This window comes from Streptomyces sp. NBC_01320 (genome assembly GCF_035974375.1).
Taxonomy (GTDB): Bacteria; Actinomycetota; Actinomycetes; order Streptomycetales; family Streptomycetaceae; genus Streptomyces; species Streptomyces yanii.
The window spans coordinates 11,855,278-11,880,958 of sequence record NZ_CP108390.1; the positions used below are offsets into that span (position 1 = coordinate 11,855,278).

The 25,681-nt window shown below is 67.8% G+C and carries 22 protein-coding genes and 4 pseudogenes; 13 read left to right on the forward strand and 13 right to left on the reverse strand.

The annotated features are described in order from the left end of the window. The first annotated feature begins 6 nt into the window (after positions 1 to 6). The 4 genes from OG395_RS54965 to OG395_RS54975 all read left to right on the forward strand — a co-directional run bounded on the left by OG395_RS54965 (position 7) and on the right by OG395_RS54975 (position 2,142). Positions 7 to 921, forward strand: a complete 915-nt coding sequence (locus OG395_RS54965; RefSeq protein WP_326793511.1) for a VOC family protein — start codon at positions 7 to 9, stop codon at positions 919 to 921. Next, the gene (locus tag OG395_RS54970; RefSeq protein WP_327241111.1) at positions 918 to 1,643 is read left to right on the forward strand and encodes a GntR family transcriptional regulator; all 726 of its coding nucleotides are present in this window, start codon (positions 918 to 920) and stop codon (positions 1,641 to 1,643) included. Before OG395_RS54965 ends, OG395_RS54970 begins: the two co-directional genes overlap by 4 nt. A 98-nt stretch (positions 1,644 to 1,741) precedes the next feature. Then, positions 1,742 to 1,972: an SAV_6107 family HEPN domain-containing protein gene (locus OG395_RS58945; protein ID WP_442818813.1), complete on the forward strand. Its 231-nt coding sequence runs from the start codon at positions 1,742 to 1,744 to the stop codon at positions 1,970 to 1,972. After that, on the forward strand, positions 1,969 to 2,142 hold the full coding sequence (locus OG395_RS54975; RefSeq protein WP_326793509.1) for a hypothetical protein: 174 nt from the start codon (positions 1,969 to 1,971) through the stop codon (positions 2,140 to 2,142). The genes OG395_RS58945 and OG395_RS54975 overlap by 4 nt, the downstream gene beginning before the upstream one ends. 74 nt (positions 2,143 to 2,216) lie before the next feature. Here the strand turns inward: OG395_RS54975 and OG395_RS54980 are convergent, their stop codons facing one another. Continuing rightward, complete coding sequence (locus OG395_RS54980; protein ID WP_327241110.1) at positions 2,217 to 3,368, reverse strand: ISAs1 family transposase; 1,152 nt, start codon at positions 3,366 to 3,368, stop codon at positions 2,217 to 2,219. 555 nt (positions 3,369 to 3,923) lie between these two features. On the opposite strand from OG395_RS54980, the gene OG395_RS54985 reads away from it, so the two are divergent. Together OG395_RS54985 and OG395_RS54990 are read left to right on the forward strand one after the other, a co-directional pair. After that, the gene (locus OG395_RS54985) at positions 3,924 to 4,430 is read left to right on the forward strand and encodes a zeta toxin family protein (RefSeq protein WP_327241109.1); all 507 of its coding nucleotides are present in this window, start codon (positions 3,924 to 3,926) and stop codon (positions 4,428 to 4,430) included. Between the two features lie 94 nt (positions 4,431 to 4,524). Continuing rightward, a complete protein-coding gene (locus OG395_RS54990; RefSeq protein WP_327241108.1) occupies positions 4,525 to 4,947 on the forward strand; it encodes a DUF4277 domain-containing protein in 423 nt (140 codons plus the stop codon). Here the strand turns inward: OG395_RS54990 and OG395_RS54995 are convergent. Then, positions 4,914 to 5,549, reverse strand: a pseudogene (locus OG395_RS54995) (barstar family protein); the annotation flags it as partial. The gene OG395_RS54990 and the pseudogene OG395_RS54995 overlap by 34 nt on opposite strands. A 153-nt stretch (positions 5,550 to 5,702) precedes the next feature. On the opposite strand from OG395_RS54995, the gene OG395_RS55000 reads away from it, so the two are divergent. The 3 genes from OG395_RS55000 to ltrA all read left to right on the forward strand — a co-directional run bounded on the left by OG395_RS55000 (position 5,703) and on the right by ltrA (position 10,812). Further along, complete coding sequence (locus OG395_RS55000; protein WP_327241107.1) at positions 5,703 to 7,094, forward strand: Mucin-2; 1,392 nt, start codon at positions 5,703 to 5,705, stop codon at positions 7,092 to 7,094. A 217-nt stretch (positions 7,095 to 7,311) separates the two neighbouring features. Beyond that, positions 7,312 to 8,709 carry an IS1380 family transposase gene (locus OG395_RS55005; protein WP_327241106.1) on the forward strand — a complete coding sequence of 466 codons (1,398 nt, stop codon included), beginning with the start codon at positions 7,312 to 7,314 and terminating at the stop codon, positions 8,707 to 8,709. Positions 8,710 to 9,417: 708 nt separating this feature from the next. Beyond that, positions 9,418 to 10,812 (forward strand): group II intron reverse transcriptase/maturase, encoded by a 1,395-nt coding sequence (gene ltrA, locus OG395_RS55010; protein ID WP_327241105.1) that lies wholly within the window; start codon positions 9,418 to 9,420, stop codon positions 10,810 to 10,812. 625 nt (positions 10,813 to 11,437) lie between these two features. Here ltrA and OG395_RS55015 read toward each other — a convergent pair. The 8 genes and pseudogenes from OG395_RS55015 to OG395_RS55050 all read right to left on the reverse strand — a co-directional run bounded on the left by OG395_RS55015 (position 11,438) and on the right by OG395_RS55050 (position 20,409). Beyond that, a complete protein-coding gene (locus OG395_RS55015; RefSeq protein WP_327241104.1) occupies positions 11,438 to 12,244 on the reverse strand; it encodes a hypothetical protein in 807 nt (268 codons plus the stop codon). Between the two features lie 246 nt (positions 12,245 to 12,490). Further along, positions 12,491 to 12,991 (reverse strand): hypothetical protein, encoded by a 501-nt coding sequence (locus OG395_RS55020; RefSeq protein ID WP_327241103.1) that lies wholly within the window; start codon positions 12,989 to 12,991, stop codon positions 12,491 to 12,493. 52 nt (positions 12,992 to 13,043) lie between these two features. Then, positions 13,044 to 14,747 (reverse strand): Mucin-19, encoded by a 1,704-nt coding sequence (locus tag OG395_RS55025; RefSeq protein WP_327241102.1) that lies wholly within the window; start codon positions 14,745 to 14,747, stop codon positions 13,044 to 13,046. Next, positions 14,744 to 15,010 carry a hypothetical protein gene (locus OG395_RS55030; RefSeq protein WP_327241101.1) on the reverse strand — a complete coding sequence of 89 codons (267 nt, stop codon included), beginning with the start codon at positions 15,008 to 15,010 and terminating at the stop codon, positions 14,744 to 14,746. The genes OG395_RS55025 and OG395_RS55030 overlap by 4 nt, the downstream gene beginning before the upstream one ends. Positions 15,011 to 16,012: 1,002 nt before the next feature. Beyond that, a pseudogene (gene cas6e / locus OG395_RS55035) lies at positions 16,013 to 16,677 on the reverse strand (type I-E CRISPR-associated protein Cas6/Cse3/CasE). 55 nt (positions 16,678 to 16,732) lie between these two features. Continuing rightward, positions 16,733 to 17,620, reverse strand: coding sequence for a hypothetical protein (locus OG395_RS55040; RefSeq protein WP_327241100.1), 888 nt, complete (start codon positions 17,618 to 17,620; stop codon positions 16,733 to 16,735). Then, positions 17,617 to 18,753, reverse strand: a complete 1,137-nt coding sequence (locus OG395_RS55045; protein WP_327241099.1) for a tyrosine-type recombinase/integrase — start codon at positions 18,751 to 18,753, stop codon at positions 17,617 to 17,619. Before OG395_RS55045 ends, OG395_RS55040 begins: the two co-directional genes overlap by 4 nt. 450 nt (positions 18,754 to 19,203) lie before the next feature. Beyond that, complete coding sequence (locus tag OG395_RS55050) at positions 19,204 to 20,409, reverse strand: DUF4241 domain-containing protein (RefSeq protein ID WP_327241098.1); 1,206 nt, start codon at positions 20,407 to 20,409, stop codon at positions 19,204 to 19,206. Between the two features lie 463 nt (positions 20,410 to 20,872). Between OG395_RS55050 and OG395_RS55055 the strand changes: the two genes are divergently transcribed. Further along, entirely contained in the window at positions 20,873 to 21,256 is a 384-nt protein-coding gene (locus OG395_RS55055; protein WP_327241097.1) for a hypothetical protein, read from the forward strand. A 20-nt stretch (positions 21,257 to 21,276) separates the two neighbouring features. Next, positions 21,277 to 22,284: an IS3 family transposase gene (locus OG395_RS55060; protein WP_327241096.1), complete on the forward strand. Its 1,008-nt coding sequence runs from the start codon at positions 21,277 to 21,279 to the stop codon at positions 22,282 to 22,284. A gap of 13 nt (positions 22,285 to 22,297) precedes the next feature. On the opposite strand, the gene OG395_RS55065 is transcribed toward OG395_RS55060, so the two are convergent. Continuing rightward, entirely contained in the window at positions 22,298 to 22,468 is a 171-nt protein-coding gene (locus OG395_RS55065; RefSeq protein ID WP_327241095.1) for a hypothetical protein, read from the reverse strand. A gap of 174 nt (positions 22,469 to 22,642) precedes the next feature. Beyond that, positions 22,643 to 23,041, reverse strand: a complete 399-nt coding sequence (locus OG395_RS55070; protein ID WP_327241094.1) for a peptidase inhibitor family I36 protein — start codon at positions 23,039 to 23,041, stop codon at positions 22,643 to 22,645. 195 nt (positions 23,042 to 23,236) lie between these two features. Here OG395_RS55070 and OG395_RS58950 point away from each other — a divergent pair. Further along, a pseudogene (locus OG395_RS58950) lies at positions 23,237 to 23,521 on the forward strand (helix-turn-helix domain-containing protein); the annotation flags it as partial. Between the two features lie 100 nt (positions 23,522 to 23,621). Beyond that, positions 23,622 to 24,144: pseudogene (locus tag OG395_RS55075) on the forward strand (IS630 family transposase); the annotation flags it as partial. A 271-nt stretch (positions 24,145 to 24,415) separates the two neighbouring features. On the opposite strand, the gene OG395_RS55080 reads toward OG395_RS55075, so the two are convergent. Further along, positions 24,416 to 25,678, reverse strand: a complete 1,263-nt coding sequence (locus OG395_RS55080) for an IS701 family transposase (RefSeq protein ID WP_442818486.1) — start codon at positions 25,676 to 25,678, stop codon at positions 24,416 to 24,418. Between the last annotated feature and the right edge of the window lie 3 nt (positions 25,679 to 25,681).

Genomic DNA, 25,681 nt, shown 5'->3' on the forward strand with positions numbered 1-25,681 from the left:
TTATCGATGTCGCTGATCACGCACGTCCGCTATGCGGCACAAGAAGTATCGAACTTCAAGCAGGCCTGTGACTTTTACGGAGGCATCTGGGGGCTGACCGAGGTCGCTCGTGACAGCGGGGTGGCGTTCTACGCCGCGGAAGGTAGCACCGAGCCCTACGTTCTCCGTCTTCGCCAGGGCGCCGAGAAGCACTTCGAAATCCTTGCCTTCGGCGTTCGCACGGAGGCGGACGTGGATACCCTCGCCGACAGCCTCCTGCGCAAGGGAATCCGCCTCGACTCCCAGCCTCACTCCCTCCAGACGCCCGGCGGTGGCTACGGATTCCGGTTCTTCGACTGCGACGGACGCCTCGTCGAGATCTCGGCCGGGGTGGAGGAACGGACGGCTCGGCAGTTGGAATCTGGAGAGTCCATCCCGGTCAAGCTCAGCCATGTAGTGATCAACACCGACAACATCCTAGCCACCAAGAAGTTCTACGAGGACAGTCTCGGATTCAAACTGACCGACTGGCTCAGCAGCTTCATGTGCTTCATGCGAGTCGGCCCCGCGCACCACATCATCGCCATCACCCAGGGCCCCCACGTCTCCCTGAACCACGTCTCCTTCGAAATGCGAGGGCTCGATGAGTACATGCGTGGAACCGGACGCATGATGCGCCACGGTCTGGCCCCGCTGTGGGGCCCCGGGCGGCATGGCCCTGGCAACAACACCTTCTCCTACTTCAGCGACCCCAACGGTAACGTGTGCGAATACACGACCGACCTCGAGGTCATCAAGGACGAGGAGAACTGGGTCCCCCGGTGCTTCGAGACGACGCCGGAGGAGAGCGACCTGTGGGGCACCGGCGGAAATTTCGAGGAGTACATACCATACGCCCTGAATGACCCGGATCGGCGGCTTTGGACTCCCTCCCCAGTGTGACCGATCGCCGGCGCGCAGAGAGTGGGAGAATGAGGCCTATGGTGACTCCCCCGAAACCCGAAGCTGAGAAGGCTGCCGATTCCCTCCAAGCCTCAGTGGTGGAGCAAGTCGCCGCACAGCTGAAGGCCGAGATTCGGCAGGGGCGCCTACCGGCCGGGACCCGACTCGTCCAAGGCGAGATCGCCACACGGCTCGGGGTCAGCGGCACGTCCGTCCGCGAGGCGTTCTACCTCCTCGAACACCTGGGCCTCATCCACTGGGACGGGCGGCGCGGGGTCCGTGTTTTCGCGCCGTCCGTTGAGGACCTGGTAGAGGTGTACAGCATCCGGGCTGCTCTGGAGTCACTCGCCGTCCGGCTCGCCACGCCGGGCCTGGGCAGCGACGACTTGGCGCGACTTGAGAAACTCCAGGATCAGATGGAGGCGCCTCCCCCGGAGGAGAACGCATTCCTGTCCCTCAACGCTCAGTTCCACACATTCCTGGCCGAGAAGGCGGGCAATCGTCGACTGGCCCGGCTTATCGACGCGGAGCAGACCGCAACGTCGGCCTACGTGATCTTCCTGGGCGGGGCGATACCGACCAGCCTCCGACAGACACACCTTGAGCACCGCGCTATTCTGGCCGCGATCCGCACCGGCGATGCGGACCTCGCGGCCAACGCGATGTCGGTTCACCTGACAGCACGGGCCTGGGCGCTGAAACGGCGCCTCAACTCATCCTGAGCGTGGGCTCGCTTCTGCACCACTTCAACCGCCTGACCGTCGGCTGAGAAGGATGCCTCGACCTGCACGACACCCACGTCCCTCTCACCGGCGGCCTCATCTGCAAGAGACACCTCAGTAAGTTCGGGGCCTGGAAACGGAGCGGCAGCCACCCCGCCCGTCCCCGACCCTACTTAGCGCCGCTTCAGGCCGCAGCCGCCGTGGTGACTGCCAAGCAACGACCCGAACACCGAATCGGACGCCGCGCACGAATCCGAACCTCATGGGATCTGCTACCCGAGATCACTCCAGAGTTCGCCGAGTATTCCAAAACACCACAGTCAAGATGATCCGCGCTGAGGCGGGCCTTGCCGACGCCGTCGACAGCCACGAGCCCGCAGACCTGCGGGGTACCACTACGGAGTTCGTGCGCAAGGTGGGGGCGCTCGACGACGTCAAGAGGCCCGCGGTGCAGACAGGCGACGGAGGCGGTGCCACAACCATGCACCGAACCAGCTGAGCGGGACCGCCAAGCCCGTCTCGGCGGCAGAGCCAGGGGCGCTGCAAAGTCTCTTGATCTTGTGAGTGCGCCGGTCAGGCGATGCCCAAGAGGTCGAGTGGGCGGGTGAACGGTTCGTAGGAAGCGTGGCGGAGACCGGCGGCGATGTTGCTGTGCCCGGCGTCGCGGAGCGTGTTGATCGCCAAGTTCCGCAGGCTCGCCATGTTGTCGGGCCCGTGGCCGGTCCGAACCTTCGAGGCGTCCTCGCGGAAGGTGGTGTCGCGGACGAAGTGCAGCCGGTTCTCGATGGTCCACTGCGACCTGGCGAGTTGGCCCAGGCGTTGGGGCGAGGCTTGATGCGAGGTCAGGTCGGTGATCGCGTAGACGGTCTGGCGGGTGCACGCGCCGGTCTTGAGGTCGGTGCGGTGGCGCAGGATCCGCACGGCCTGGACGGCGTGGGGGAAGTCGAGTCCGAGGTCGGTGACCGTGAGGACCCTGGTGACGCGGGTCTCCTTGCGTCCGTGGCCCCTCTCGCGGTCGTAGCGGCGTGCGGTGACGTCCTTCCACGGCAGTGACCGCACCTGTCGGTGCAGACCGGGCTGGTTGGCCTTGACCACCAGCAGGTAGTGCGCGTTCTTCTCCTCGACCAGGAAGCGCGCGTGGGCGCGCTGGGTGTGCAGAGCATCGGCCGTGACGGTGACCCCGGTCAGGTCGTAGGGCTCCAGCAGGGCGGCGAAGCAGGTGATCTCGTTGGTCTTGTCGGGCACCCGCAGCTGGGTGACGGTCCGCCCCTGGTCGGTCATCGCGGCCAGGAGATGGGCGGCCGGGCTCTGGTCGTGACGCGACCCGCGGGCGGCCTTGCCGTCCACGGCCACCGACTGTGCGCCTGCGGGATCGGCGCCGGTCAGGTCGGCCAGGCCGCCCGGGCAGACACGGCCGAGGACCCGTCGGATCGTGGCAGCGCTCGGCGGAACGCGCACGCCCAGCGCGCCTACGGTCCGGGCGCCCAACCGGGCCAGCGTGTGCTGCGGGGCGCTGGTGGACCACTGCCCGATCGCCGCGTACGACCGGGCGCCTGCCACCACCGCCGAGGCAGCGACCAGCAGCACCGCCACGAACGGGTGACGCACACCGCGCCGGCGCCGGGGATCAGGCAGCAACCGCAACCGCTCCACCAGCGGAAGCACTGCGACACCCGCCAGGGTGGGCGGCTTGACCAGACAGACGGTGGCAGACTGACGACACATCGAAACTCCGGCGAAGCAGGGCGACTTGGGAAGGTCACCCCGTTCAACCGGAGTTTCGTTGCTTCCGTGACGGGTCGCCCTCGACACCCTGCAGCACCATGACCTGCAGACTCACCTGATCATCGGGACTTTGAAACGCCCCTGGCGGCAGAGCGACCCACGTATAGTCAGGTTCGAGCAGATTGCGTCCCGTGATCTCCGTCACAACGGGGTCTCCGGAAAGGAACACGATGGCTCGTCGCAACGCGACACAACGCCGAGGCTCAGCCTCCGCGTAAAGCGACACGACCTGCGCGGGACACGGTCTTTGCCGAAACAACCGCTGCCGCAGCCGACGTCCAGAGCGGAGAGTCCGTCCCCCGAACCGACATGGCGTTCAAATACCGCCTGCTCCTCGCTCATCACGGGACGGAAATTACGGCCGGCTGCATAGTGTGCATCCCACTCGCTCACCGCAACGAACCCACTCATGATCGCTCCTCTGCGCCCTTACGGGCGGTCTCGACGATGTCGCATCGACGCCGTGCGCGCCGCAGCGCCCCGTCGCAGGGTGCCGTGAGCCAGGACCGGCCGCTCGTCGTCATCGTCGGCGGCCCGCCCGGAGCCGGGAAGACCGGGGTCGCAAACTTGGTCCAGGCCGCCCTGGACCACCGGGGAGGCGCCGTACGCATCGGCCGCGATCTCTACAAGCCCGCGCACCGCCAGTACGCCGCGCTTCTGGACGCCGACGTCCGCACCGCCGGTGCGAAGGTCCGTCCGGACACGAGCCGTTGGCAGGCCGCGGTCGAGGAGCACGTCCGGGCGCATGGGTTCGACGCAGTGGTCGAGTCCGCCCTCGCCGACGAGGACGAGCTCCGTGCGGTGTCGGCCGCGTACCGGCGGTCCGGTCACCGCATCGAGGTGGTGGTGGTCGCGACGGCCGAGGCGTTGGCCCAGCTGGGGGTCCTGGACCGTTACCTCGTCGGCGGCTTCCGGTACGTGTCGTGGGAGAACCAGGACGCGTGCACGGAGGGGATGCTGCGGACACTAGCCCCATCCTCCGCACATGACCGGATCGGATGATCCGGTCATGTGGCCGGTACCTGGACGGGTGTGGTTCGTTGAGTGGGATGTGCCGATATCTCGTACACGTCGTTCCCGGGTCCAGCGTCCCCGCATGGCGGTGGAGTTGACCTCTGTGGTGGAGAGGCGTCTGGGCGCTCTGCCTGCCTCTGCCGAGTTTCTGCGCCGGCTGGACGTGGCCGGGATCATCGACGAACTGTGCCCGGTGCGGGACGTGGCGCATCTGACCCACGGGCAGGTCATCGAGGTGCTGGTCGCCAACCGTCTGTCCTCGCCCACGTCGATGGTCCGGGTGGAGGACTGGGCACGGAAGTGGGCCGTGGAGGAAGTCTTCGGCGTAGAGCCTGGGCTGCTCAACGATGATCGGCTCGTCCGTGCGCTGGACGCGATCGCGCCGAATCTGGAGGAGATCACCGGCGCGATGTCTGAGCTCTGCCACTCCAGGGTGAACGGAGGCGCGGCACCAAAGCGTCCGCCGAGACAGTCGTCCACGGCGGAGAGGTTCCACCCGAAGTAGCCACCGGGACCGTTGATGGCCTCACCCAGCGCGCAGTAGAAGCTATCGGCATCAACGACCTGCTGGCCGTCCAAGATGAACACCTCCCCTGGCGCGGTGTCCTCGGGTTGGTCGCGGCGCTGGTACTGCCGCGACCACAGCGCTACGGACAACCAGGCTTTCCGGTCTTCCGGAGGGAGGGAGTGCCACATGCCCTTCCGATTCAGTTGTCCCGTTCGAAGCAATTCCCACACCCATGCCGAGCCGGGGAGGAGCTGGTCACACCACAGACGCACAGTGATGTCGAAAAGGCCCTCCTCACGAAGGGAAGGCTTGGCGGCGGTTGCGGTGACGTTGCCTACGAAGTAGGAACCCATCTCACTGCCTTCGGCGTCGAGAAGGGCCAGATGCGCGCTCCCTGCATATGCGCGGCGCCCGCCGAGATGAACCAGGGAGGTCAGCAGCGCTCCTCGCGGCGAGCATCCCAGAAGTTCGACCTGACGAAGACCGTCCTCACTCCCGTTGAACAAACCGCTGGCCTCCTGCGCGAAGCCCCAGAAGTCGCTCTCATCCTCGTCGCTGGTCAGGGCGTACTCAAACCCTTCCCCAGCGCGGTCCACCATCTCCACAGCACCTCCTGAGCTGAGGAGCCTACAAAGAGGCCGTTCAGCGGAGTTCAGCCAGCCGACAGGACGGCCCGACCGCCAGACGGCCTGACGGGCGTAGGGGGATCATGGTCGCGGACCAGCCGACGGAGACACAGGGGTAGGGGAATCATGGTCGCGTTCCACGCGTCCGCGCTGGACGGAGTCGCCCGCAACCCGGCGCTGCCGACACCGTTGCTGCTGCGCTTGCTCGCCTTCGACGGCGGCGGTGACGGCCCGCCCCGTCACGCCCTCCAGCGGGCTGGACTTCCCGAGCCAGCCATCGCGGTGATCCTGGCTCACCCGAACCCTGGCGCTCGGATCGACTTCGCGATGAGCACCAGGGCCGAGCCCGCGCAGCGGGCCCGGCTCGCGGACGACCCTTCTCCCAAGGTGCGGGCCGCTCTCGCGTACGGACCCGAGTGGCGCGACCCGCGTACGACGGTCGCGCCGCTGCCGGACGACGTGTGCGCCCGCCTGCTCGACGACCCCGACCTTTCCGTACGGATGGCCCTGCTGGACTCGCCCCATCTGGTGCCGTCGTTCGTGGCCTCGCTGGCCACGCACCGCGAACCGGCAGCGCGCCGGAGCGCGGCGCGCGCATGGGAGAAGCTGCCGCCGGGCGAGCGGTCGGCGCTGCTTGCCGACCCCGCCCCCGAGGTGCGACGGACCGCCGCGCTGAGGGAGTGCCGACGGGACGCACGCATCACCGCCGAACTCCTCCACGATCCGAAGTCCGCCGCCGAGGTGATGCGCCGTGGGCTCCTCCACCGCGCCGACGCCGAACGGTGCGTCGCCGAGCGGACGCACCTGGCCGCCCTCGCCGAGAACCCGTCGCTGCCCACCGACCTCGTGGAGCGGCTCGCCGTCGACCCCGACGAGGCCGTACGGCTCGCGGTCTCCCTGAGACCGGAACTGGACGAGACACGACGCATGTCGATCGACTTCACAGTGGAGGCCTTCGACAGGGGGGACGTGGAGTGGGTACGGGACGGGCTCGCCGACCCCGAGGTGCTGCGCAGGGCCGCGTCCTCCGCCCACCCGCTGCTCCGGCGCACCGCCGCCCAGAGCCCCCACCTGCCGCCCGACCTCATGCGCCTGCTCGCACGCACCGAGGACCCGCTGGTGGAAGACCTCTTGGGCATGTACCACCCCGACACCCCGGAGGAGGCCCTGATGCGTGTGTACGCGCGGCTCGGTGGCACGTTCTCCGCCTGGATGGCGGAGACGCACCCCCGCTTTCCCCGCGAGGGTCTCGCCGCGCGCTACGCGGACCACCCGGACGGCAACTACCGTCGGCTGGCCGTCCGGGACCCGGCCGCCACACCCACGCTGATCGAACGGCTCAGCCATGACCCTGCGGTCTGGACACGCCAGGCGGCGGTCGGCGACCCGCGCCTCCCGCTCCACCGGCTCCGCGAGGCGCTTCATGTCCCTGAACTGGCCTCCAGCGCGGGTTCCAACCCGGCGCTCCCCGAGGACGAGATCGCCGCTGTCCTAGACCGGGCCGACGTTCCCGCCTGACCGCCGAGCAGAACCGCCCGGCCCTGCGCCGCTCCCCTACGGCTCGTCCGAGCGGGCCCCAGATACGAAGGCCATGATCGACCGGACATCCCCTAAGCCTGGATCCACCGGCTGTCCCGGGTCCTGTGGATAGAGAAATGAAGAGAGGTGCCTGCTGACCTGCGAAGATGGGAGTTACCACACCACCATCACGCGCTATCAGCAAGGCACCTCGTAGATGAAAGTTTCTCACACCCCGGCGGCGGTCTCCGCTGCGTTCGATGACCGGAATCTGATCGCGTATGCGGGGCTGGTCCCGGTGATGCGGCTGGCCGAGCGGTGCGGTCTTTCGCGCCTGGTGGCCGAGAAGGTGAAGCTGCCCGGGGCGGGCAACGGCGCGGGTGCGGCGGCGGACGCCAAGGTCACCAGCATCGTGGGCGGTATGGCCGCGGGCGCGGACAGCATCGACGACCTTCACCTGCTGCGGCACGGTGCGATGCCGGCCGTGTTCGACGGTATCCGGGCCCCGTCCACGCTGGGCACGTTCCTGCGCGCGTTCACCCACGGTCATGCTCTCCAACTCCACGCCGTGCACCGCAGGTTCCTCGGCGCGCTGGCCGCACACACGCCACTGCTGCCGGGCGCCGGTGTGACGGCGTTCATCGACGTCGACTCCACTCATAAACGGGTTTACGGGCGGGCCAAGCAGGGCGCGGAGTACGGCCGGTTCAAGGGCATCCGCACTCTGCACCCGTTGCTCGCCACGATCTGCACCCCGCACTCCCGGCCGGTGATCGCCGCGGTCCGGATGCGACGCGGCAAGGCAGCAGACTCCCGAGGCGCCCCGAAATTCGTGAGCGAGGCCCTGGCCACCGCCGCCGAGGCGGGCTGCACCGGCATGCGGATCCTGCGGGCGGACTCACAGTTCTACAACGCCGGTGTGATCGCAGCCTGCCGCCGGGCCGGAGCCCGCTTCTCCATCACCACCGGCATGAACCCGTCCATCAAACGGGCCGTCCTCAGCATCCCCAACCAGGCATGGCAGAAGATCAGTTACCCGAACGCGGTGGAAGATCCAGACACCGGTGATCTCATCTCGGACGCCGAGGTCGCCGAGATACCCGCATACACCGCGTTCGCCAGCCGCAACAAGAGTGAGCGCGTCACGGCCCGGCTGATCGTGCGCCGGGTCCGTGACCTGGCCAAACCCGCCGTCGTGGGAGAACAGGGCGAGCTGTTTCCCGTCTGGCGCTACCACCCCTTCTTCACCGACAACCCCGCCGGGACACTCCAGGCCGAACGAGAACACCGCCACCACGCGGTGGTGGAACAGGTCATCGCGGACAGCAAAGCCGGAGCTCTGGCCCACCTGCCCTCCGGGCACTTCCACGCCAACTCGGCCTGGCTCATCTTGTGGGCGATGGCCTACAACCTGCTGCGGGCCGTCGGAGCACACACCTCGGCCTTCCACGCCAAGGCGACCACCGCCACACTCCGGGCCCACCTGGTCCACGTCCCGGCCCGGATCGCCCGCTCAGCACGGCGCATCACCCTGCACCTGCCCCACAACTGGCCCTGGCAGCAAGCCTGGACGCATATGTTCGCCATCACGCAGGGCCCACCGGGACTGATCTGACACCCCTGTCCACCCCGCCCTCAAGGCCCGACCGGAACCGAACCCGTGGAAAAGCTGGGCAGACCAGCAGATACCACCTGCCCCAAACCGAGCACCGACCCGGCACCAGCTCAGAAAACCGTTAGAAGATCCTTTTCAATCCAAGGCGGTGGATTCAGGCGTACGTCCAGCAGTCCGAAACGTCGGACGCGAAGGAGGTTCGATGTAATTCGGGCGACAAGTTCAGGGCAGCCAGCCGGTGCAAGTCCGGTCCGAGGAGACGCCAGAGTCCTCGGTAGCGGGGCTCCCGGCGTCGGTCGAGAGGCTGGCGTCGAAGTGGAGCGACGATCACCCCTTGGGGGTGCGCAACTGGCCGGTCCGCAACATCAAGTGAAGCCTGCAGCGTCGTCAGCACCGACCCGCGTGAGCGGGGCCAAGGAGGAGCCGAGCCCGTGCCTTAGAGGGCGAAGGCCAGGGAAGACGCCTGGGAATCTGGAGCGGGCGTCGAAGAACCTCCCGGCGTAAGGGGCGTGGAACGGTCGGAAGGTTGTCCTGGGAACTGGAGAGGGCCTACTCGGCCCCGGGTCTGCGGCCCGGGAAGCAGGGCCTGCCTATAACCGGTGGAGCCGGGAAGTGGCGGGCTGCCGAGAGGCAGTCGGAGGGGGTCGTAGTAGTGCCGATCGGCGGGACAACATAACCCGTCAGGAGCGAAGGGCCCCTGCTTCATCGATGCGTGTCGCGTGTGAGGAGGAGGCTCGGGTGAGTGCCGGATTGGCTAGTTCCGCCCGCCGGGAGGAAGGCGTCGCACGACTGGATGGCCGGCCTTTGGACAAGGTCCGTGCCTTGCAGTGGACGCTCTACCGCTGTGCCAAGCAAGATCCTGAACGTCGGTTCCATGCCTTGTACGGCCATGTCTCCCGCAGGGACGTCTTGTGGCGGGCCTGGTCCGGCGTGTGTGCGAACCGGGGCGCTCCCGGCGTGGACGGGTTGACCGTCGATGCCGTGGCCGCCGCCGGGGTGGAGGAGTTCCTCCGCGACTTGTCGCAGCAACTGCGGGCGTATACGTATCGCCCGTCACCGCTGCGGCGGGTCCTGATCCCCAAGCCGGGGCGGCCGGGAGAGTTCCGGCCGCTTTCGATCCCCACTGTGGCTGACCGGGTGGTGATGACCGCCGCGAAACTGGTTCTCGAACCGGTCTTCGAAGCGGACTTCCTGCCGGTCAGCTATGGGTTCCGGCCCAAGCGGTCCGCGATCGACGCGTGCGAGAGCGTGCGCGTGGAGGCGAACCGGGGCCGGGAGTGGGTGCTTGAGGCCGACATCCGTGACTGTTTCGGATCGATTCGGCATGACGCCCTCGTGGCCCAGGTGGCCCGGCGCGTCGTGGACGGCCCGATGCTGAAGCTGATCCGGATGTGGCTCCGGGCGGGGGTTCTGGAGGACGGGGCGACCGGCTCACCAGGAGCAGGGACCCCACAGGGCTCACCGATCTCACCGTTGCTCGCCAATATTGCTCTGCACGTTCTGGACGTGGCATGGCAGCGAGGCGGGCACCGGTACGGGGTGTTGGTGAGGTATTGCGACGACTTCGTGATTCTGTGCCCGACCAGGGAACGTGCCGTGCAGGCGCGGGAACTGGCCGGGGCGGTACTGGTCGGCCTCGGGTTGCAGCTGCATCCGGAGAAGACCGGCATCGTCCATCTCGCCAGGGGTGGGCAGGGTTTCGATTTCCTCGGCTTCCATCACCGGAAGGTGGAATCGTGGCGCCGCCGTGGCAGGTTCTACCTGCAACGATGGCCGTCTCAGCGGGCGATGGGGGTGCTGCGGGACAAGATCCGGGCGGCGACCGACCGTCGTCACGTGGGACGGTCGCTGTCGGCCGTGGTCGCCGACTTGAACCCGGTCCTGCGAGGCTGGGCGGCGTACTTCCGCAACGGCAATTCCGCAGGGAAGTTCTCCACGATCGACAGCTACGTCCACGAGCGTCTCGCGATCTTCGACAATCGCAAGCGCGGCATCCCGGGCAGAAAGTGGGGCAAGCGCCACGACGGCGCGTGGTTCGCCAGGCTCGGAGCCTTTCGCCTGTCTGGAAACGTGCGCAGGGTGGCGGTGCATGCCAGCCGGTGAACGATGTCGGTAAGCCGTGTGCGCGAGAAGCGCATGCACGGTTTGACGGGCGGGGGCTGGAAACGGAGCCTCACAGGCCACCGCGCCAGTCCCCGACCCTACTAAGCGCCCTTACCGTGCCACCGCATGACTTCGCTGACGGCCTGAAGCCGGGGAGGTATGCGCCAACCTTCACGGACCACCTGCCCCGCCACCTCGGGCCGTGGACGAGACGACGGCTGGCACTGCGACAGCCGTGAGGACACCAGCAGCGAGGCCAGTCAAGACACATGGGCAGCCCCTACTGAACACAGCATCGCCCGTAAAAGAATCGGGGTCTAGTCCATCTCGTTTCTCCAGCCCGTGATCCGATGCCGCCCCGATCTACGTGCGGCAGACCATCAGCGACATCCTCCGCGAGGCCGAGAAACGCCTTAACAGCCCCCGCCTCGTCGCTGCGTACACCCTGCGCACCGCGCTCGCGCTGTCGCTCGACGGAAAGCTCGACAGCACGGCCCTCAACAAGTACCTAGACCTCGCCCTGCCCCCGTCAAAGAACCAGAAAACACGACACTCGTCCAGCCCGCGCCCGTTGTACTCACGGCGCACGGCCGCACAAGGGCGCCGCGCTGCTTGCCGCCGAATATCAGTCTTGTGGTTGCCAGGCTCGGATCTCCAGGCCGACGATGGGTGCGTCGGGGGCGAGGCGGCCGGTCATGACAAGCCAGTTGCGGACCGCGGCGGCGACGTCGCCGCTCGCAGCATCGACCATGGCCTTGAACTGGACGGCGTCGAAGCCCTGCTCGCCGGAGCCGGGGCCGCCGGTGTTGTCGGCGTAGGCGCGTTCCTCGGTGCCGTCGCGGCGCTGGACGATGTTGCGCCGCACGCCGGGGGAGTCGGCCATCCTGCCGGCGTCATGGGTGAACGCACCCTTCCTGGCCCGTACGGTGAACGCGATCTTCCCTCGGTTCGCAGCGGCCTCGTCGACGATCGGCCGCAGTCGGGAGGCGCCGGACGCGATGTGCTGCTTGCCTGCTTTGGCTAGCGATGACGACCAGGCCTTGACCGGCTTGCCGTCCTTCCCGATCACCGGCTTGCCGCGCTGGTCCTTCACAACCTTTTCGGCACGCCCTTTGTCCTTGCGTCGCACCCGCGCTCTGTTGCCCTCTCGGTTCAAGCGCGGCTGGATGTAGCCGGCGGCCAGGGCTTTGAGGCTGGCGATATCGCGTGGCCCGCCGGCCTGCACTTCCTGCACCACGGCTCGCAGCGCCTCAACGAAGCTGGCGCCCTTGTTCTTCGCGGCGAACTGGCTGACCAGGGAAGGGTTGCGGCCGATAATCTCGCCGACCTGCTTCTTGTTGAACCCGGCGACCAGCAGCTCGTCGGTGAGCCTCGCAGCCTCGTTGCGCTGGGCGCGGCGGCCGCCAGTCGCTTGCCTCTTGCGCGGCGTCATGCGGCCATCTCCTGGTCCTTGTCACTGGCGCACTCGTGATCGGAGTACGCCGTGGTGTCGTCGTCGAACTGGTCGTTGCCCGAGGCGCGCCGCAGCCCTGGCAGTGCCACTCGGCACTCCAGGTGACCGCACCCTCGCCAACACAGTCGTGATCAGACGAGGCAGTGTCCTCGTCGTCCCACAGGGCATCCCCGGACGCGCCGCATGCCGCGTGCCCCCACGTTCCGCCCCATGCCACTTCTGCGCTCACTGGTCTTCAGCCTTCAACGCTTGGCGGCCCAGATCCTGCAGGACGTAGAACTCCTCATCGGCGGTGGGGGTCATCTGCTCCCAGGCCATTGCGCCCTTCAGTAAGTAGTCGCCGGGTTGGCCCTGGTACGGCCACTCGGGGCAGACGGTGCTGTAAATGGCGTCCGTACGGAAGGCGAGGGTGGACCCGGCGGGCAGGTGCAGCGCACCGGCCTTGACCGGCTTGCCCGTCTCCGGGTCTTTGGTGCCGGTGCTGGTCGACAGCAGCGCGGCCCGGGCCGCCGACCACACGCCGGCCGCCCACTCCGGATGCGCGTACGGGTCCCGAGCGAAGCCCGCGTTGCGCTCCCAGGTGACATGCGTGTCCGAGATGCCGGTCAGCCGCGCGCCGTCCGGAATCTCCGGGACCTCACCGCCGGTGCCGAGCTTCTCCGACCCCGTGGTGATGCGCGGCCGCTGCGCAAACGTACCGATGCCGTACAGCAGGATCGAACGCACGGCGCGCGAGGCCAGCCGCGCGGCCTGGCGCTGCCGCTCATCACCGTGAAGTTCAGCCTGCGCCCGCAGCGCCTGCCCACGCGTCCTTCAGCTTGTTCGACCAGCCCTTGAGCGGGTCACCCTTCTCCCAGACCAGGCCGTCCAGAATCTCAATCCGCCACGGCTGCAGCGGATTACGGAGCGCCAGGTTGACCTCGGCGCCGCCCGCCCAGGTGACGAAAGTTCGGCCGCCCTCGTACGGGTAGTGCCAGGCCCGCTCGCCCGGCGCGGGTGCGGGCAGCAGGCCCACGTGGTTCCAGGCCTTCGGGATGGTCACCCGCACCTGCCAGTGCGAGGGGGCGAACAATGCGTCCGCCTGCTCCTTCTCGCTCATGGCCGCGAATGCGGACGCTGTGACGCGCTGCGGCACCCCGACACCAGAGGACCAGGTGTGCTTGGCGTAGGCGAAGGTGCGGTCGACCTCGTACCAGGCAGGCACCCGCTCCGGTACGCGCGGCGGAGCGATCAGCTCGGTGCGGCCCTGACCTGCGGTGGCGTGCAGCAGACCACGGATCTCCTGACTCATGACAGGGAAACCGTCTGCCCAGCGGGCGCCAGCCTTCGTGGGGATGGTCCGTGACCACAGGTCCCGGCCCGTCTGCGACGGGGAGCCCATCAGCACGACATCGTCCCAGTGCCGGCGCAGCGCCTTCCACAGCAGCACAAAGGCCTCGCGGACGGTTGCCGGGTCGGCACCGGCCGCGTCGAACCACTCGCCTACGGACCGGATTTCGGTGTGCTGGTCCGTGCCGCGCTGCCAGCGGCCCACCGGGTTGCGCGGGTGGACCAGGTGGCCGGCCTGCCGGTCCTTGCCACGCGAGGACTCGACCTGCCAGCCCCCCGGCAGCGGCCCGTTCAGCCAGTCGGCGACCGCGTCCTTCAGGAACTGATGACGCGCGGCGTCCCGGTGCCACGGGTCGCCGGCCGTGACGTAGATGCGCTCCACATCCGCCGGGACTATGGCGTACACCGCGGTGAGGATCTCCGCGACGCTCGCGCGACCCAGGTCCACGGTGACCGTCCCGCCCTGCCAGACCAACGTGCCGGTCGCGGTATCCAAGAACGCCATCTGCCGCGTGGCCTGCTTGAAGTTGGGCCGGGTCGACGCCAAGTTCGGCTCGGCCCGGAACCAGCGATCGCCCACCGCCCCCTCGGGAATCGACGGCAGCGTCCTTTCCTGTACCTCGCCTTGCGCCGGCTGTGCGACGGGCGCCGCGGCAGAGTTGGGGGACGGGACCGCTAGGTCAGCGGGGAGGTTCTCGCCGACCCGCTGCTCCTGGTACTCGTCCTCGGCTAGCGGCTGCGACGGCTCGGCCAGGTCGGCAGCGGTCTCCGGCTGCATCGAAGTGCGGAGGTTGGGCGTCACCGCACCCTCCCGCTCCTTGATCGCCTGAGCAGGAGCGTGCGCCTCCGCGCGACTTTTGGTGATGGAATCATCGGTCGGTGACGGCTCTTCAGGCCCTCTGGCAGTCTCCTGGGGGCCCAGAGACGGCGCAAGGGCAACCACGTCGATCACGGAAACCCCGGCGGACGTCGCCAACCGGTCCGCCTTCGCCTTCTCATACGTACCCAGCACGCGGACCTTCTCGTCCCGCTGAGCGCGCAGCTTGCCGAGCTCGGTTTGAATCTTCGCAAGCTGCCGCTCCAGCGGCTTCATCGCGTCCCGCACCTCGCGAAGTTCAGCCAGCCCGTCCTGGTATCCCTTGGCGCTGATCACTGCGTCCCTCCACCCTCGGCGTCCGAGGTGTACCGCTTGACCTGCTTGAGAATGTGATCGCGGGTGTACTTCGTAGCCTCCGCAATGTCGGTCTGGGCCCCGTAGTAGCGCTGCCGCAGTCCGTCGATGGACCTCCAGAACTCCGCCTCGGCCGCCTCCTTGAGGCGCTCAGCCTCCGCTGATTGGTTGGCGCGCTTCTTCATGGCCGCCGCCACCTCCTCCTTCAGCTGCGTACGTACGTCTTCAGAAGGGCGAGGCGACATGCGGGCTCCCACTTGGTTTCGGTACCAGTCGGCAGCGGTGGTCGCGGCAGGCAGGGATGCGACAAGAAGGCACCCGCCCTTGCCTCGACGACCACCGCACACGATCCACAAGAATGCATTACTTCAAAATGCATGTCAATAATATGCATCGCTCTCGTGCCGACGAACGGCTGTGACGCATCTGGAGGTAGTCGGTGACGGCCAGGCCTAGGTTTGGGTCGGTGGGAGGGTCACCTCCGCTCGCGCGGAGAAGACAAGGACTGACCAATGCGCGCGTACGGGAGGTACGGCTCACCTCCGCTCGCGCGGAGAGGACTGGTAGGGCAGGAGGTCGAAGTCGTCGCCGTCCGGCTCACCTCCGCTCGCGCGGAGAAGACAGCGCGATCCACTCGAACGGAAACCCGATCTGCGGCTCACCTCCGCTCGCGCGGAGAGGACACCTCAGTCCGTTCTCCCCGGCCAGGGTGAACGGCTCACTTCCGCTCGCGCGGAGAGGACGGGGGTCTGAGGGGCCGACTCCCCAATTCCCGCGGCTCCTCTCCGCTCGCGCGGAGAGGACCACAACAAGGGCCGCCACCGAATCCACAACCACGGCTCACCTCTGCTCGCGCGGAGAAGACCTCTACCCGCGTCAGGCCACTCTCCTCAAGTGCGGCTCACCTCCGCTCGCGCGGAGAGGACTGTGCGCCGAGCTGCTGCTGTGTGCTACGAACCGGCTCACCTCCGCTCGCGCGCGGAGAGCGCTAGAAACGCTCCACCTCCTGCGGCCGCTCGATCGGCTCACTCCGCTCTCGCGGAGAGGATTTTGGCCGCAATCCTTCCCTGGTCAGCCAGTTCGACTCACCTCCGCTCGCGCAGAGAGGACGGGTCGACGGTGACGATGCGGGCCTTGAGCCGCGGCTCACCTCCGCTCGCGCGGAGAGGACTTGCTGATCTGCGGTGCAGCGAGCTTGCGCCGGGCAGGGGCGGGGATGCGTGGGCGTTTCGGCGTTGTGGGGGGCTTCATCGGGGATGCCTGGCGGGGGCGATGCTGAGCAGTCCGCAGCCGTAGGCCTTGCCTCGTCCGATGCCCTCGGTGATTTTTGTGCGGAGCAGGTCGGGATCAACGATTGCCGCGGTGCCGTCGAACTGTGTGCGGGCGTGGCGGATGCGCTGCGGTGCTTCGGCGGCGTTGCTGCCCCGACGTTGTCCTTGGGCGGCGTCCAGGGGGTGGGAGTTGAGAGTGAGTGACTTGAGACCTGCGGCGTCGGCTTGGCGGAACCACCATTCGTTGGCGGGGGTGCCGCTGAGGGGGACTACGCTGGGGGGGTTGTACAGGGCACGGGTGGTGGCGCCGGGTTTACGGACGGCGCTGGCCACGCACCGGTAGCGCACGGTCAGTCCGGGGCGGATCGCGTCCAGGAGTGCGTCGAGGGGCCGGGCGACGCTGGTGCCGTAACCCTCAGGAAGTTGGGTGAGGTCGGGCTCGTGCAGGGACTGGATGAGTACGTGCGGTCCGGCGGGGGTGTCCTCTACGCGGAAGAGGACCCCGAACCGGGCGCGGGGGTCGGGACCGGCGTCCGAGGGGAACAGGGACATGAGGCGTCGGTGTATGCCGACCGCGCCGCCCAGGTCGCGGCGGGCCTCGCGGGAGCGTCGGGGACGAGGCGGGTGAGCCAGATGGTCACTGACGACTCCCTTCGGTGGCGGTGAGGTGTGTGCCGAGGTAGCTGCCCAGGGCCGTCAGTTGTTCGACTCCCAGGCCTGCGAACTGACCGACTCCGCGCGGTCGCTGGTCTGCAACCGTCCCGACAACCAGCGCGACACCGGAGCGGCGAGCGCTGGTGGTGTCTCGGGAGGGGTGAGCTCTGTCCGCCACAGTTCGGCGGTCTTCAGGCCGTGGAACGGCGGCTCGGGCACCTGCCTGATGTTGAACAGCAGCACATGGACCCCGTGAAGCCTGGTCAGACACGCCTTCTGGTAGATCTCGGCGAGCTGGTCCATGGGCATGCGGCGGCGTGCGTTGGAGACATGGCTGGCCCGCACGAACCCGGCCTCCGGCCGGGCGCAGTAGCGCTTGATCTCTTCGGCGAGCGCAATGAGGTCGTCGAGCCGGATCCCGCGCAGATCGGGATCACCGCGCATCAGCAGAAGGCGGGTGAAGGCCCAGGTGAGGACGGACCGGCCACTGACAGGCGCATAGCCGAGCTGAAGCATGCGGGCCGAGAGCGAATCGAGCAGATCCAGGTCCAGCCCGAGGCCAGCGGCGACCTTGGGGACGAACAGGCTGTCGAAGTTCCGGCTGAGGACGTAGTCGGCGTCCAGCCGGAGGCCGTGCACCAGCGAGAGGTAGGCGAGATATGGGCCTGCCTCATGGGACGGCCCGATGCGTTTGCCGGGCTCGTGCGGATCGCGTCCGTGCAGGTCCAGGCGGACCAGCAACGGCTCGGCGAACCAGTCCTCCAAGTCCGGCCAGTGCTTGAGGAAACGGTTGTAGAAGTAGCGACGGGACTTGATCGACGCCGGAGCATCGGCGAACGTTGCCCGGACCCAGCCGAAATACTCCTCCCTTGGTGCGTGGCACCGGCGGCGGTCCGGTTCCAGAACGGGCGCCAGGGCGAGCGCGGTCACCGGTTGCTCTCCAGCGCGCGGGTGTAGTCGGCCAGCACGGCCTCGTCGGAGACCCGGGTGTAAACCTTGGTTGACTCTGGCGACGCGTGTCCCAATCGCTTTTGCAGCGACAGCTCCCGCATCCCGCCTTCCCACATCGCCGTGGCGTGAGTGTGCCGCAGCGCGTGCGGCGTGGTCTCCGGCGTGCGCAGGCCGAGCTTGTCCAGCCGCCGCGCGAACAGTCGCACCACCGCGTCGTAGCCCAGCGGCTCCAGGCGGCGGGTGCCCTTCCCTCCGACCAGGAACACGAACGGGCTGGTCGCGTCGAGCGGGCGCTCGTGCATCACGTAGCGGCTGACCGCGTCCAGGGTGCGAGGCTCGTGCAGGTCCACGACCCGTTCGGTGCGGGACTTGCCGCGGACCCCGCGCGGGTGGTCGTCGCGCTTGCGGACCGTCACCCGGCGGCGGCCGTAGGAGATGTCGTCCAGGTGCAGCGACAGCACTTCGCCCGGCCGCAGCCCGCCGTCCAGCATCAGCAGGAACACCGCCAGATCCCGCAGCCGCTTCAGACTGCCGATGAACTGCTCCAGCACCGCCTCGTCCACCGGACGCGGCAGTCGCCGCGGCTGCTTGACCGTCACCGTGCGGCGCATCGGCTGCTGACGGCTCGCGCGGCCCATGAACGGCTGATGCCGGTCCGGCACCCGGGCAAGTGCCGGGTCAAGGCGCTTTTGCATCGGGGAGTCGCCGTCGTACTCCTCGGCGACCACCGCCCAGTCGTAGAAACTGGAGACCGCCGCCAAGATCCGGTTCACCGTCGCCGGCGCGAGCAGACTGCCCGGCGCTTCCGGGCCGCCGACCACCACCGTCAGGCCCAGTCGCTGGGCCGGCCGCCGCGACGGTGCCCGCCGCAGGGACGCCAGCAGCCGCAAGGCATCCGGGCTCCGGAACTCGCGCCAGTCCATGCCCTCAGCAGCGAGGAAGGTGAACAGGCGCCGCAGGTCGTACGCGTACGCACAGATCGTGTGCGGCGAGAAACCCCGGTCGACCAGATGATCCAGGAACCGGCAGGCCGCCGCGACCAACTCACCGTCGCCGTCGACCAACCGCACTCGCCGAACGACACCGCCATCGCGTTCCTTGACCACCCGCACACCGGCCTCCCCGAGCCTGCACTCGGATGACCCAACGAAGCCCGCCCCTCGATCGCCACGGCGCCGGTTCAGGCGTCACTCGAAGGTGTCCAGATAAGGAGATCTACGGCCGGTTCGAGCTGGATATGAACCGCTGCCTGGATCTGGACCTGGTCACCCGCGCCGTACCGGGCCCGCGCACTCTTCAGGGGGAAGGGGCTGCCGTGCCGGGGTGAGGTGTGGGCCAGGTCCAGATGCGGGCCGCAAGGCAACCAGGGATGTTCAGCCGTTGTAGGGCACGGCTACGTCGCGTAGTACCGCTGGCGAGCCCTGACGTCCTCCGGGAAGGCGTCCACCAGGCCGAAGTCGGTGATCGAGTTGTCGAGCTTCTCAATCGCCGTGTGCACTCTGGAGGTTCGCCGTGGTCCCAGTCTCGGGCAGTGCGGCCTCGCGCCGATGGTCGGCGGCTCCTTACTCTTCCCCGTCGGCGGAATGGAGCTGGAAGTCGACGACGACGCAACCAACCTGTCCGTCATCGGTGCGGCCGATCCAGACGGGGTAGGTCCCGTCGCCCCGGCCGGCACGGAAGGCGATGAGGTTCGGCTCGGGCTCCGTGCTGGGCAGTTCGACGGTGAAATGGCTGTCGAGGGGTATGAACAGGTCCTCGTCCAGCTGGTCTTCGATCACTGTCCGAGTCGCGTCCATGAAAGCCGCTGTGCCGGTATCCACGCCAACCCCGTAGAACTGGCCCTCGCTGAGCAGCCCCAGGTCCTCGTCGGGCCGAAGGGCCATTTCCCACTCACGGGGCGAGATGTCCAGGAACCGCACCCTGGCCGCGGCGACACCGGCCCCGCGTGTCGTGCGCAAAAGCGACAGCGTGACCGGGAACTCGCCCGGTGGCACAGCGACGGTCCGCGAGGTCTCCCCGGCCCAGCCGGGGTCCGAGACCGCCAGCTGCCCTGACGTGATCCGCAGCAGGCCGGCGTCGACGAGCTCGACGACGGCCGGCCCATCCGGAGTGTCGCACGCACCCGGACTGAATAGTTGCTCGATTCCGGTGGCGTGCAGCGGTCCCGATCCTTCGTCCACCGACGCGTCGCTCAGGAGTACGGTCGTGGCGGGCTCGTGGCCCTGCTGGGCGAGGAACGGCGCGAACACCTGCCAGTCGCCGAATTCCGGTTCGGGGCAGAGGAAGCTTTCGACGGGCGCCTGGAACTGCCGCACGGGGGCGCTCGACGGGCCGGATGTTCGAGCGTGCAGTGGCTCCGTCGACGCTCCCCTCGACCTGGCGGACTCGGACTTCACCTCGACCTGCCCGTCGGCCGAGACGGTCGTGGTCTCCTGAACATCCCACTTCCCGAACGAGTGCTCCTGCTCGTTGGCAAACTGCCATCGAGTGTTCCAGCGAGCCAACAACATCCCCGTGCCGTGCGGCTTGAGGTCGATCATCTGCATGCGCCAGGACCTGTCGTCGAACAGATACACGCGCCACATCCGGCGCGGCCAGCGTTCGACCAGTGCCAGCGGTCGCTCCCGCGCGGACAGCAGAACGGCGTACTCCATCCCGGCAGCATGTCTGCGTGCGGCGACCGCGCGCGACATCGGTTCCGGATGGGTCATTCCCTGCTGGGAACCCCACATGTTGCCGTACGACACATCAAGACTGTCGAAGATCACAGCCGCGTATCTCCCCCCGTGGCACCAGCCACCCCTGAGCAGTGGCGCTCGACGGGTGACCCCTGCCGCAACGCCCTGCCCTTCCGAAGCTTCGTTGTGCCGCAGTCTGCCACTGAGGTGTGACACATCGGATTGTGGGAGGCCCGCAACCTGGGGTTACCGACGAAAAGGGCCGCCCCAGGTGACGAAACACAGTCGGTTCGGCTGGCCCCAACGGTGATGCGTGCGTTCGCGTCGGCGCCGACGCTCAGGGGCGGAAACGAGGGCACTCCTGCGCGGGAATCCAACCCGGCGGAAGCGACGTTACGACTGGTCAACGAATTCCGTCGGTTGCCCACAGAGACAGAGCGACTGACCGCCTGGCTCGCAGGCTTCCGCGTCCCCACCCTCTCTGTCAGCCTCGGGTGAGACGTCCCGTTCTGCGGGGTTAGCCTGAGAGGGCACGACAGGAGAACCGCCCCTTATGCCCAGCACTGAGCCCGTCGGGTCCGACCCGGCGCCGAGGCCGAAGCGCCGTACCTTCACCTCGGAGTACAAACTGCGGATCGTCGCCGAGTACGACGCCGCGCCCAGGAACGAGAAGGGCGCGGTCCTGCGCCGGGAACGCCTCTACCACTCGCATGTCAAGGAGTGGCGGGCCGCCCGGGATGCCGGGGCCCTGGAAAACCTGGTCGACCGCCGGACCAGCCCCGCCCGCACGAAGAAGTCCGCCGCGGAGGTGGAGAACGAGAAGCTGCGACAGCAGGTGGAGCGGCTGCAGAAGGACCTGGCCCGGAACAAGGCCGCACTCGAGGTGATGGGAAAAGCCTCCGCGCTCTTGGAAATGATCTCCGAGAGCGCGGACTGAAACACGCCACCGACCCCGTGGTGGACACCGCGTTCACCGGCGTTCAGGGCCAGCTGGGCATCACGGCCGCGTGCCGGCTGACAGGCCGCTCCCGGGCCACCCACTACCGCAGGCTCAAGCCCCCGACCGACCGCACGCCCCGCTCCCACGTCCAGGCCCAGCCCTCGGCGCTGACGGATCAAGAGCGTGCGGCAGTACTGGAGTTGATGAACAGCGCCGAGTACGTGGAGCTGCCGCCCGCGCAGATCTGGGCCCGTGAGCTGGACGCGGGCCGCTATCACTGCTCGGTCTCCACGATGTACCGGATCCTGCGTGACAAGGGCCAGTCCGGCGAGCGTCGCCGTCAGGCCACCCACCCGGCCAAGACCGTGCCCGAACTGGTCGCCACCGCCCCATCCCAGGTCTTCACCTGGGACATCACCAAGCTCGCCGGACCGGCCAAGGGCACCTGGTACCACGCCTACGTCGTCATCGACATCTTCAGCCGCTACATCGTCGGCCACACCGTTGAACGCGCCGAATCAGCAGAGCGTGCCGAGGAGTTGATCCGGGACACCATCGAGCGCAACGGCATCGTGCCCGAGACCGTCCACGCCGACCGGGGCACCTCAATGACCTCCAAGAAGGTCTCTCAGCTGCTGATCGACCTCGGCGTCACCCGCAGCCATTCCCGGCCGAAAGTCTCCAATGACAACCCCTACAGCGAGGCCCATTTCAAGACCACCAAGTACATGTCCGACTACCCCGAGCGGTTCGATTCCCTGGCCCACGCCCGTGATTGGTTCGACGCGTTCATCGCGTACTACAACCACGAGCACCGGCACTCGGGCATTGGATGGCACACGCCCGCCAGCGTCCACTTCGGCACCGCCGAGGAGGTCCGCGACCAGAGAGCCGTCACGCTCGCCGAAGCGTTCGCCCGCCACCCCGAACGCTTCGGTCGCCGCCCCACACCGCCCGAGATACCCCAGCAAGCGTGGATCAACGACCCCGCCAAGCGCAGGGAAACCACACCACAGATCTCATAGCCACACAAATGTCTCACTGGACTTGAAATTCACCGCTGACCTTCGTCTGGCCGAGTACCTCAGCCGCCTCGACCACTTCGTCGACGGTCATACCGAACCGGAGCGGTCCGACGCCGACTGCCGCCGAATAAGACCACTCATCCCGTTCGGCGACTCCGAAATCGGCTTCGGTTTCGAACGCCACAGTCGCTCCTCTAGAAACACCTGAGAACTTGCCGCCGCCCATCATGCCAATCGCCAACAGCAGACTGCGGGGTGCCGCCGAGCTCGCGCAGATCACTCAGCGCGAGCCTCATCTGGGCTCGGCCGCGAATACGCGACACCTGAACATGCGAGCTCACCAGTCCCGAGGCCGTGTTCAACCGCAGTCGTTTCGGTTGATTCGCAAGGAGCGGGTCTGGTCGTTGAGGTTGTAGCCGCGCAGGTCATGGATGGAGCCGCCGCTGCGGGTCACGCAGACCCAGCGGCCGCTGTAGTTCCGCTTCTCGTAGACGCGGGCGGTGCGGTCGGAGTTGTTGCGGATCGAGCTGCCGCGGTCACGGATCGCGGACGGCAGGTCCTTCACGCCGCCGTCCACGGCGCGCCGTACCCATGGCTGCCCGCCGAAGTTGATCTCGGGGTAGATGCACACGTAGCCGGACGGGCAGTCGATACCGGCCCGTACCGTGCCGGTGCTGCCGGAGGCGGAGGCGGGAACGGCCAGCGAGGAGAGGGCCAGGGCGGCGACCGCCGCGGCACGCCTCACGTTTTTGATCACGGCACTAGTAGCGTGTCGCTACTTAGTTATGGCATGTCTGGTTGGGAGGTTGGTGTCTGGCAGATTCCTTCCCCTTTGCCAGACAGGACTGTTGTCATGGGTTCGCAGAAGAAGCGGCCGGTCAGGTTGACCGCGCAGGATCGTGAGGAGTTGGTCCGGGTGACCACGACGGGTGTTCGTGGGGCCTCGATGATCATGCGTGCGCGGGTGCTGCTTGCGCTGGACAGCTCGGTGGGTGAGGTGGACACCAAGGAGGTGATCGCGGCCCGGCTCGGCGTCTCCGGTGAGACGTTGCGGCTGGTCGCCAAGCGTTTCACCGAGACCGGTGGCGATGTGCACGCCACGATTGCTCGGAAGAAGCGCGACCTCCCGCCGGTGCCCTCGCCGGTGACCGGTGAGGTCGAAGCCCGGCTGATCGCGATGGCGTGCTCACAGCCACCCCAGGGCTATACCCGGTGGTCGCTGCGGCTGCTGGAGAAGCACGTCGCGCTGGTCGAGGACATCCCCGACCTGGACCACTCCACCATCGGGCGGGTCTTAAAAAACGGAACTGCGTCCTCACCTGAGAAAGTGCTGGACCATCCCGCCACGAGCGAACGCGGAGTTCGCGGCCCGGATGGAAGACGTGCTGGCCGTCTATGCCCGGCCCTACGATCCGGCACGCCCGGTGGTGTGCATGGACGAGAAGCCCTACCAGCTCCTCGACCATGCCCGCGACCCGCTCCCGGCCCGCCCTGGTCACGACGCCTGCCAGGACAGCGAGTACATCCGCTGCGGCACGTGCTCAATCTTCGTGTGGGCCGAACCCCTGCGCGGGTGGCGTCGAGTCCAGGCACTGTCCCAGCGGACCCGGATCGACTGGGCCGGCCAGGTCAAACAGTTACTGAGCGTGGACTACCCCGACGCCAAGGCCGTGGTGCTGGTGATGGACAACCTCAACACCCACGGCATCGCCTCACTGTACGAGGCATTCGAACCAGAAGAGGCCTTCGCCCTGGCCCAACGCCTCGAGATCCACCACACACCCAAACACGGGTCATGGCTCAACATCGCCGAGATCGAACTCTCCGCGCTGACCCGGCAATGCCTCGACCGCCGGATCAGCAACCTCGACAACCTCAACACCGAACTCTCAGCCTGGCAGAACGCCACCAACACCGACCAACGTCAGGTGAACTGGCAGTTCACCACCCACGACGCACGCATCAAACTGCGTCACCTTTATCCCAAAAATTAGCTGCGACGGTCTACTAGTTGGGCTTTGTTAGGTCCTTTGGTGGGGTTCGGGGGTTGGTGCGGGTTGGCCGCATATGGAGCATGCGCCGGTCCAGGTGGCCAGGAGGGCCTGGAGTTCGCGGAGGACCGCGTAGAGGGTCAGGCCGGCGCAGGGGCTTTTGGGTCGAGCCGCAGCAGGGTGCAGAAGGCCTGGGCGAGGGAGGCGAGGGTGACGTGGCGGTGCCAGCCGAGGTAGTTGCGGCCCTCGAAGTGGTCCAGGCCGAGGCCGTCCTTGAGCTCGCGGTAGTCGTGCTCAACTCTCCAGCGGATCTTGGCGATTCGCACCAGCTCGCGCAGTGGGGTGTCGGCGCGCAGTGTCGAGAGCCAGTAGTCGGTGGGCTCGGCGGAGTCGGGTGGCCACTCGACGAGCAGCCAGCATTCGGGCAGGGAGCCGTCGGCGGCGCGGCGGATGTGCCGGTTGGCCGGGCGGACCCGTAGGGCCAGGAATTGCGAGCGCATCTCGGCCCGTGGGTTGTGCTTGGTGGCCTTGCTGCCCTGGCGCCAGGTAACGGTGCGGGCGGCCGCTTGCCCGGCGGCCAGGGCCAGCACGCGCAGGGTGCTGTGCGGCTGGGGGTAGGCGGACACGGGAGGGCGGCCCTGCCCGGAGTACGGCGGACGCTCGGGCGTGGCGTCGCCCGGGTGCGCGGTCGTGGTGGCCTTGACCGCGACCGCGTAGGTCAGGCCTCGTTCGGTCAGGCCCTCCCGAAAGCCCGTGGCGTCGCCGTATCCGGCATCGGCGACGACCGGCAGGCCCGGCAACGCCCAGTCCCCGCGGACCTCGTCGAGCATGTCCAGGGCCAGGCGCCACTTCTCCCGGTGGCGAGCAGTCTCGGGGATGCCGGCCTTGGCGCGGCGCCGGCGGATCGCCGAAGCCAGCAGCGCGTCCTTGGTATGTTTGGTGTCGTCCCAGCCCTCGGGCAGGAATAGACGCCAGTCGACGGCCGAGGAGGCGCGGTCGCTGACCAGGTTCACACTGACCCCGATCTGGCAGTTGCCCCGCTTGCCCAGCGCGCCGCAGTACATCCGCGCCACCCCCGGCGAGTCGTAGCCGTCCTTGGGGAAGCCGACATCGTCAATCGCGTACGCCTCGGGCGAGATGTGCGCCGCAGCCCAACGGGCCAGCCGCTCACGGACCTTGGAGTAGTCCCAGGTGGAGGAGGACACGAACTGCTGGAGCTGCTGGTGGTCCACGCCCAGGCGCTCGGCCATCGGCTGCATCGACTTGCGCTTGCCGTCCAGCATCAGCCCACGCAGGTACAACTCACCCTTGGCCCGCTGGTCCCGACGCGCCAACGAGCCCAGCATCTCGGCCGCGAACGCCTCCAGACGCGGACGGACCTCTTCCATCTCCTCAGGAGTCACAAC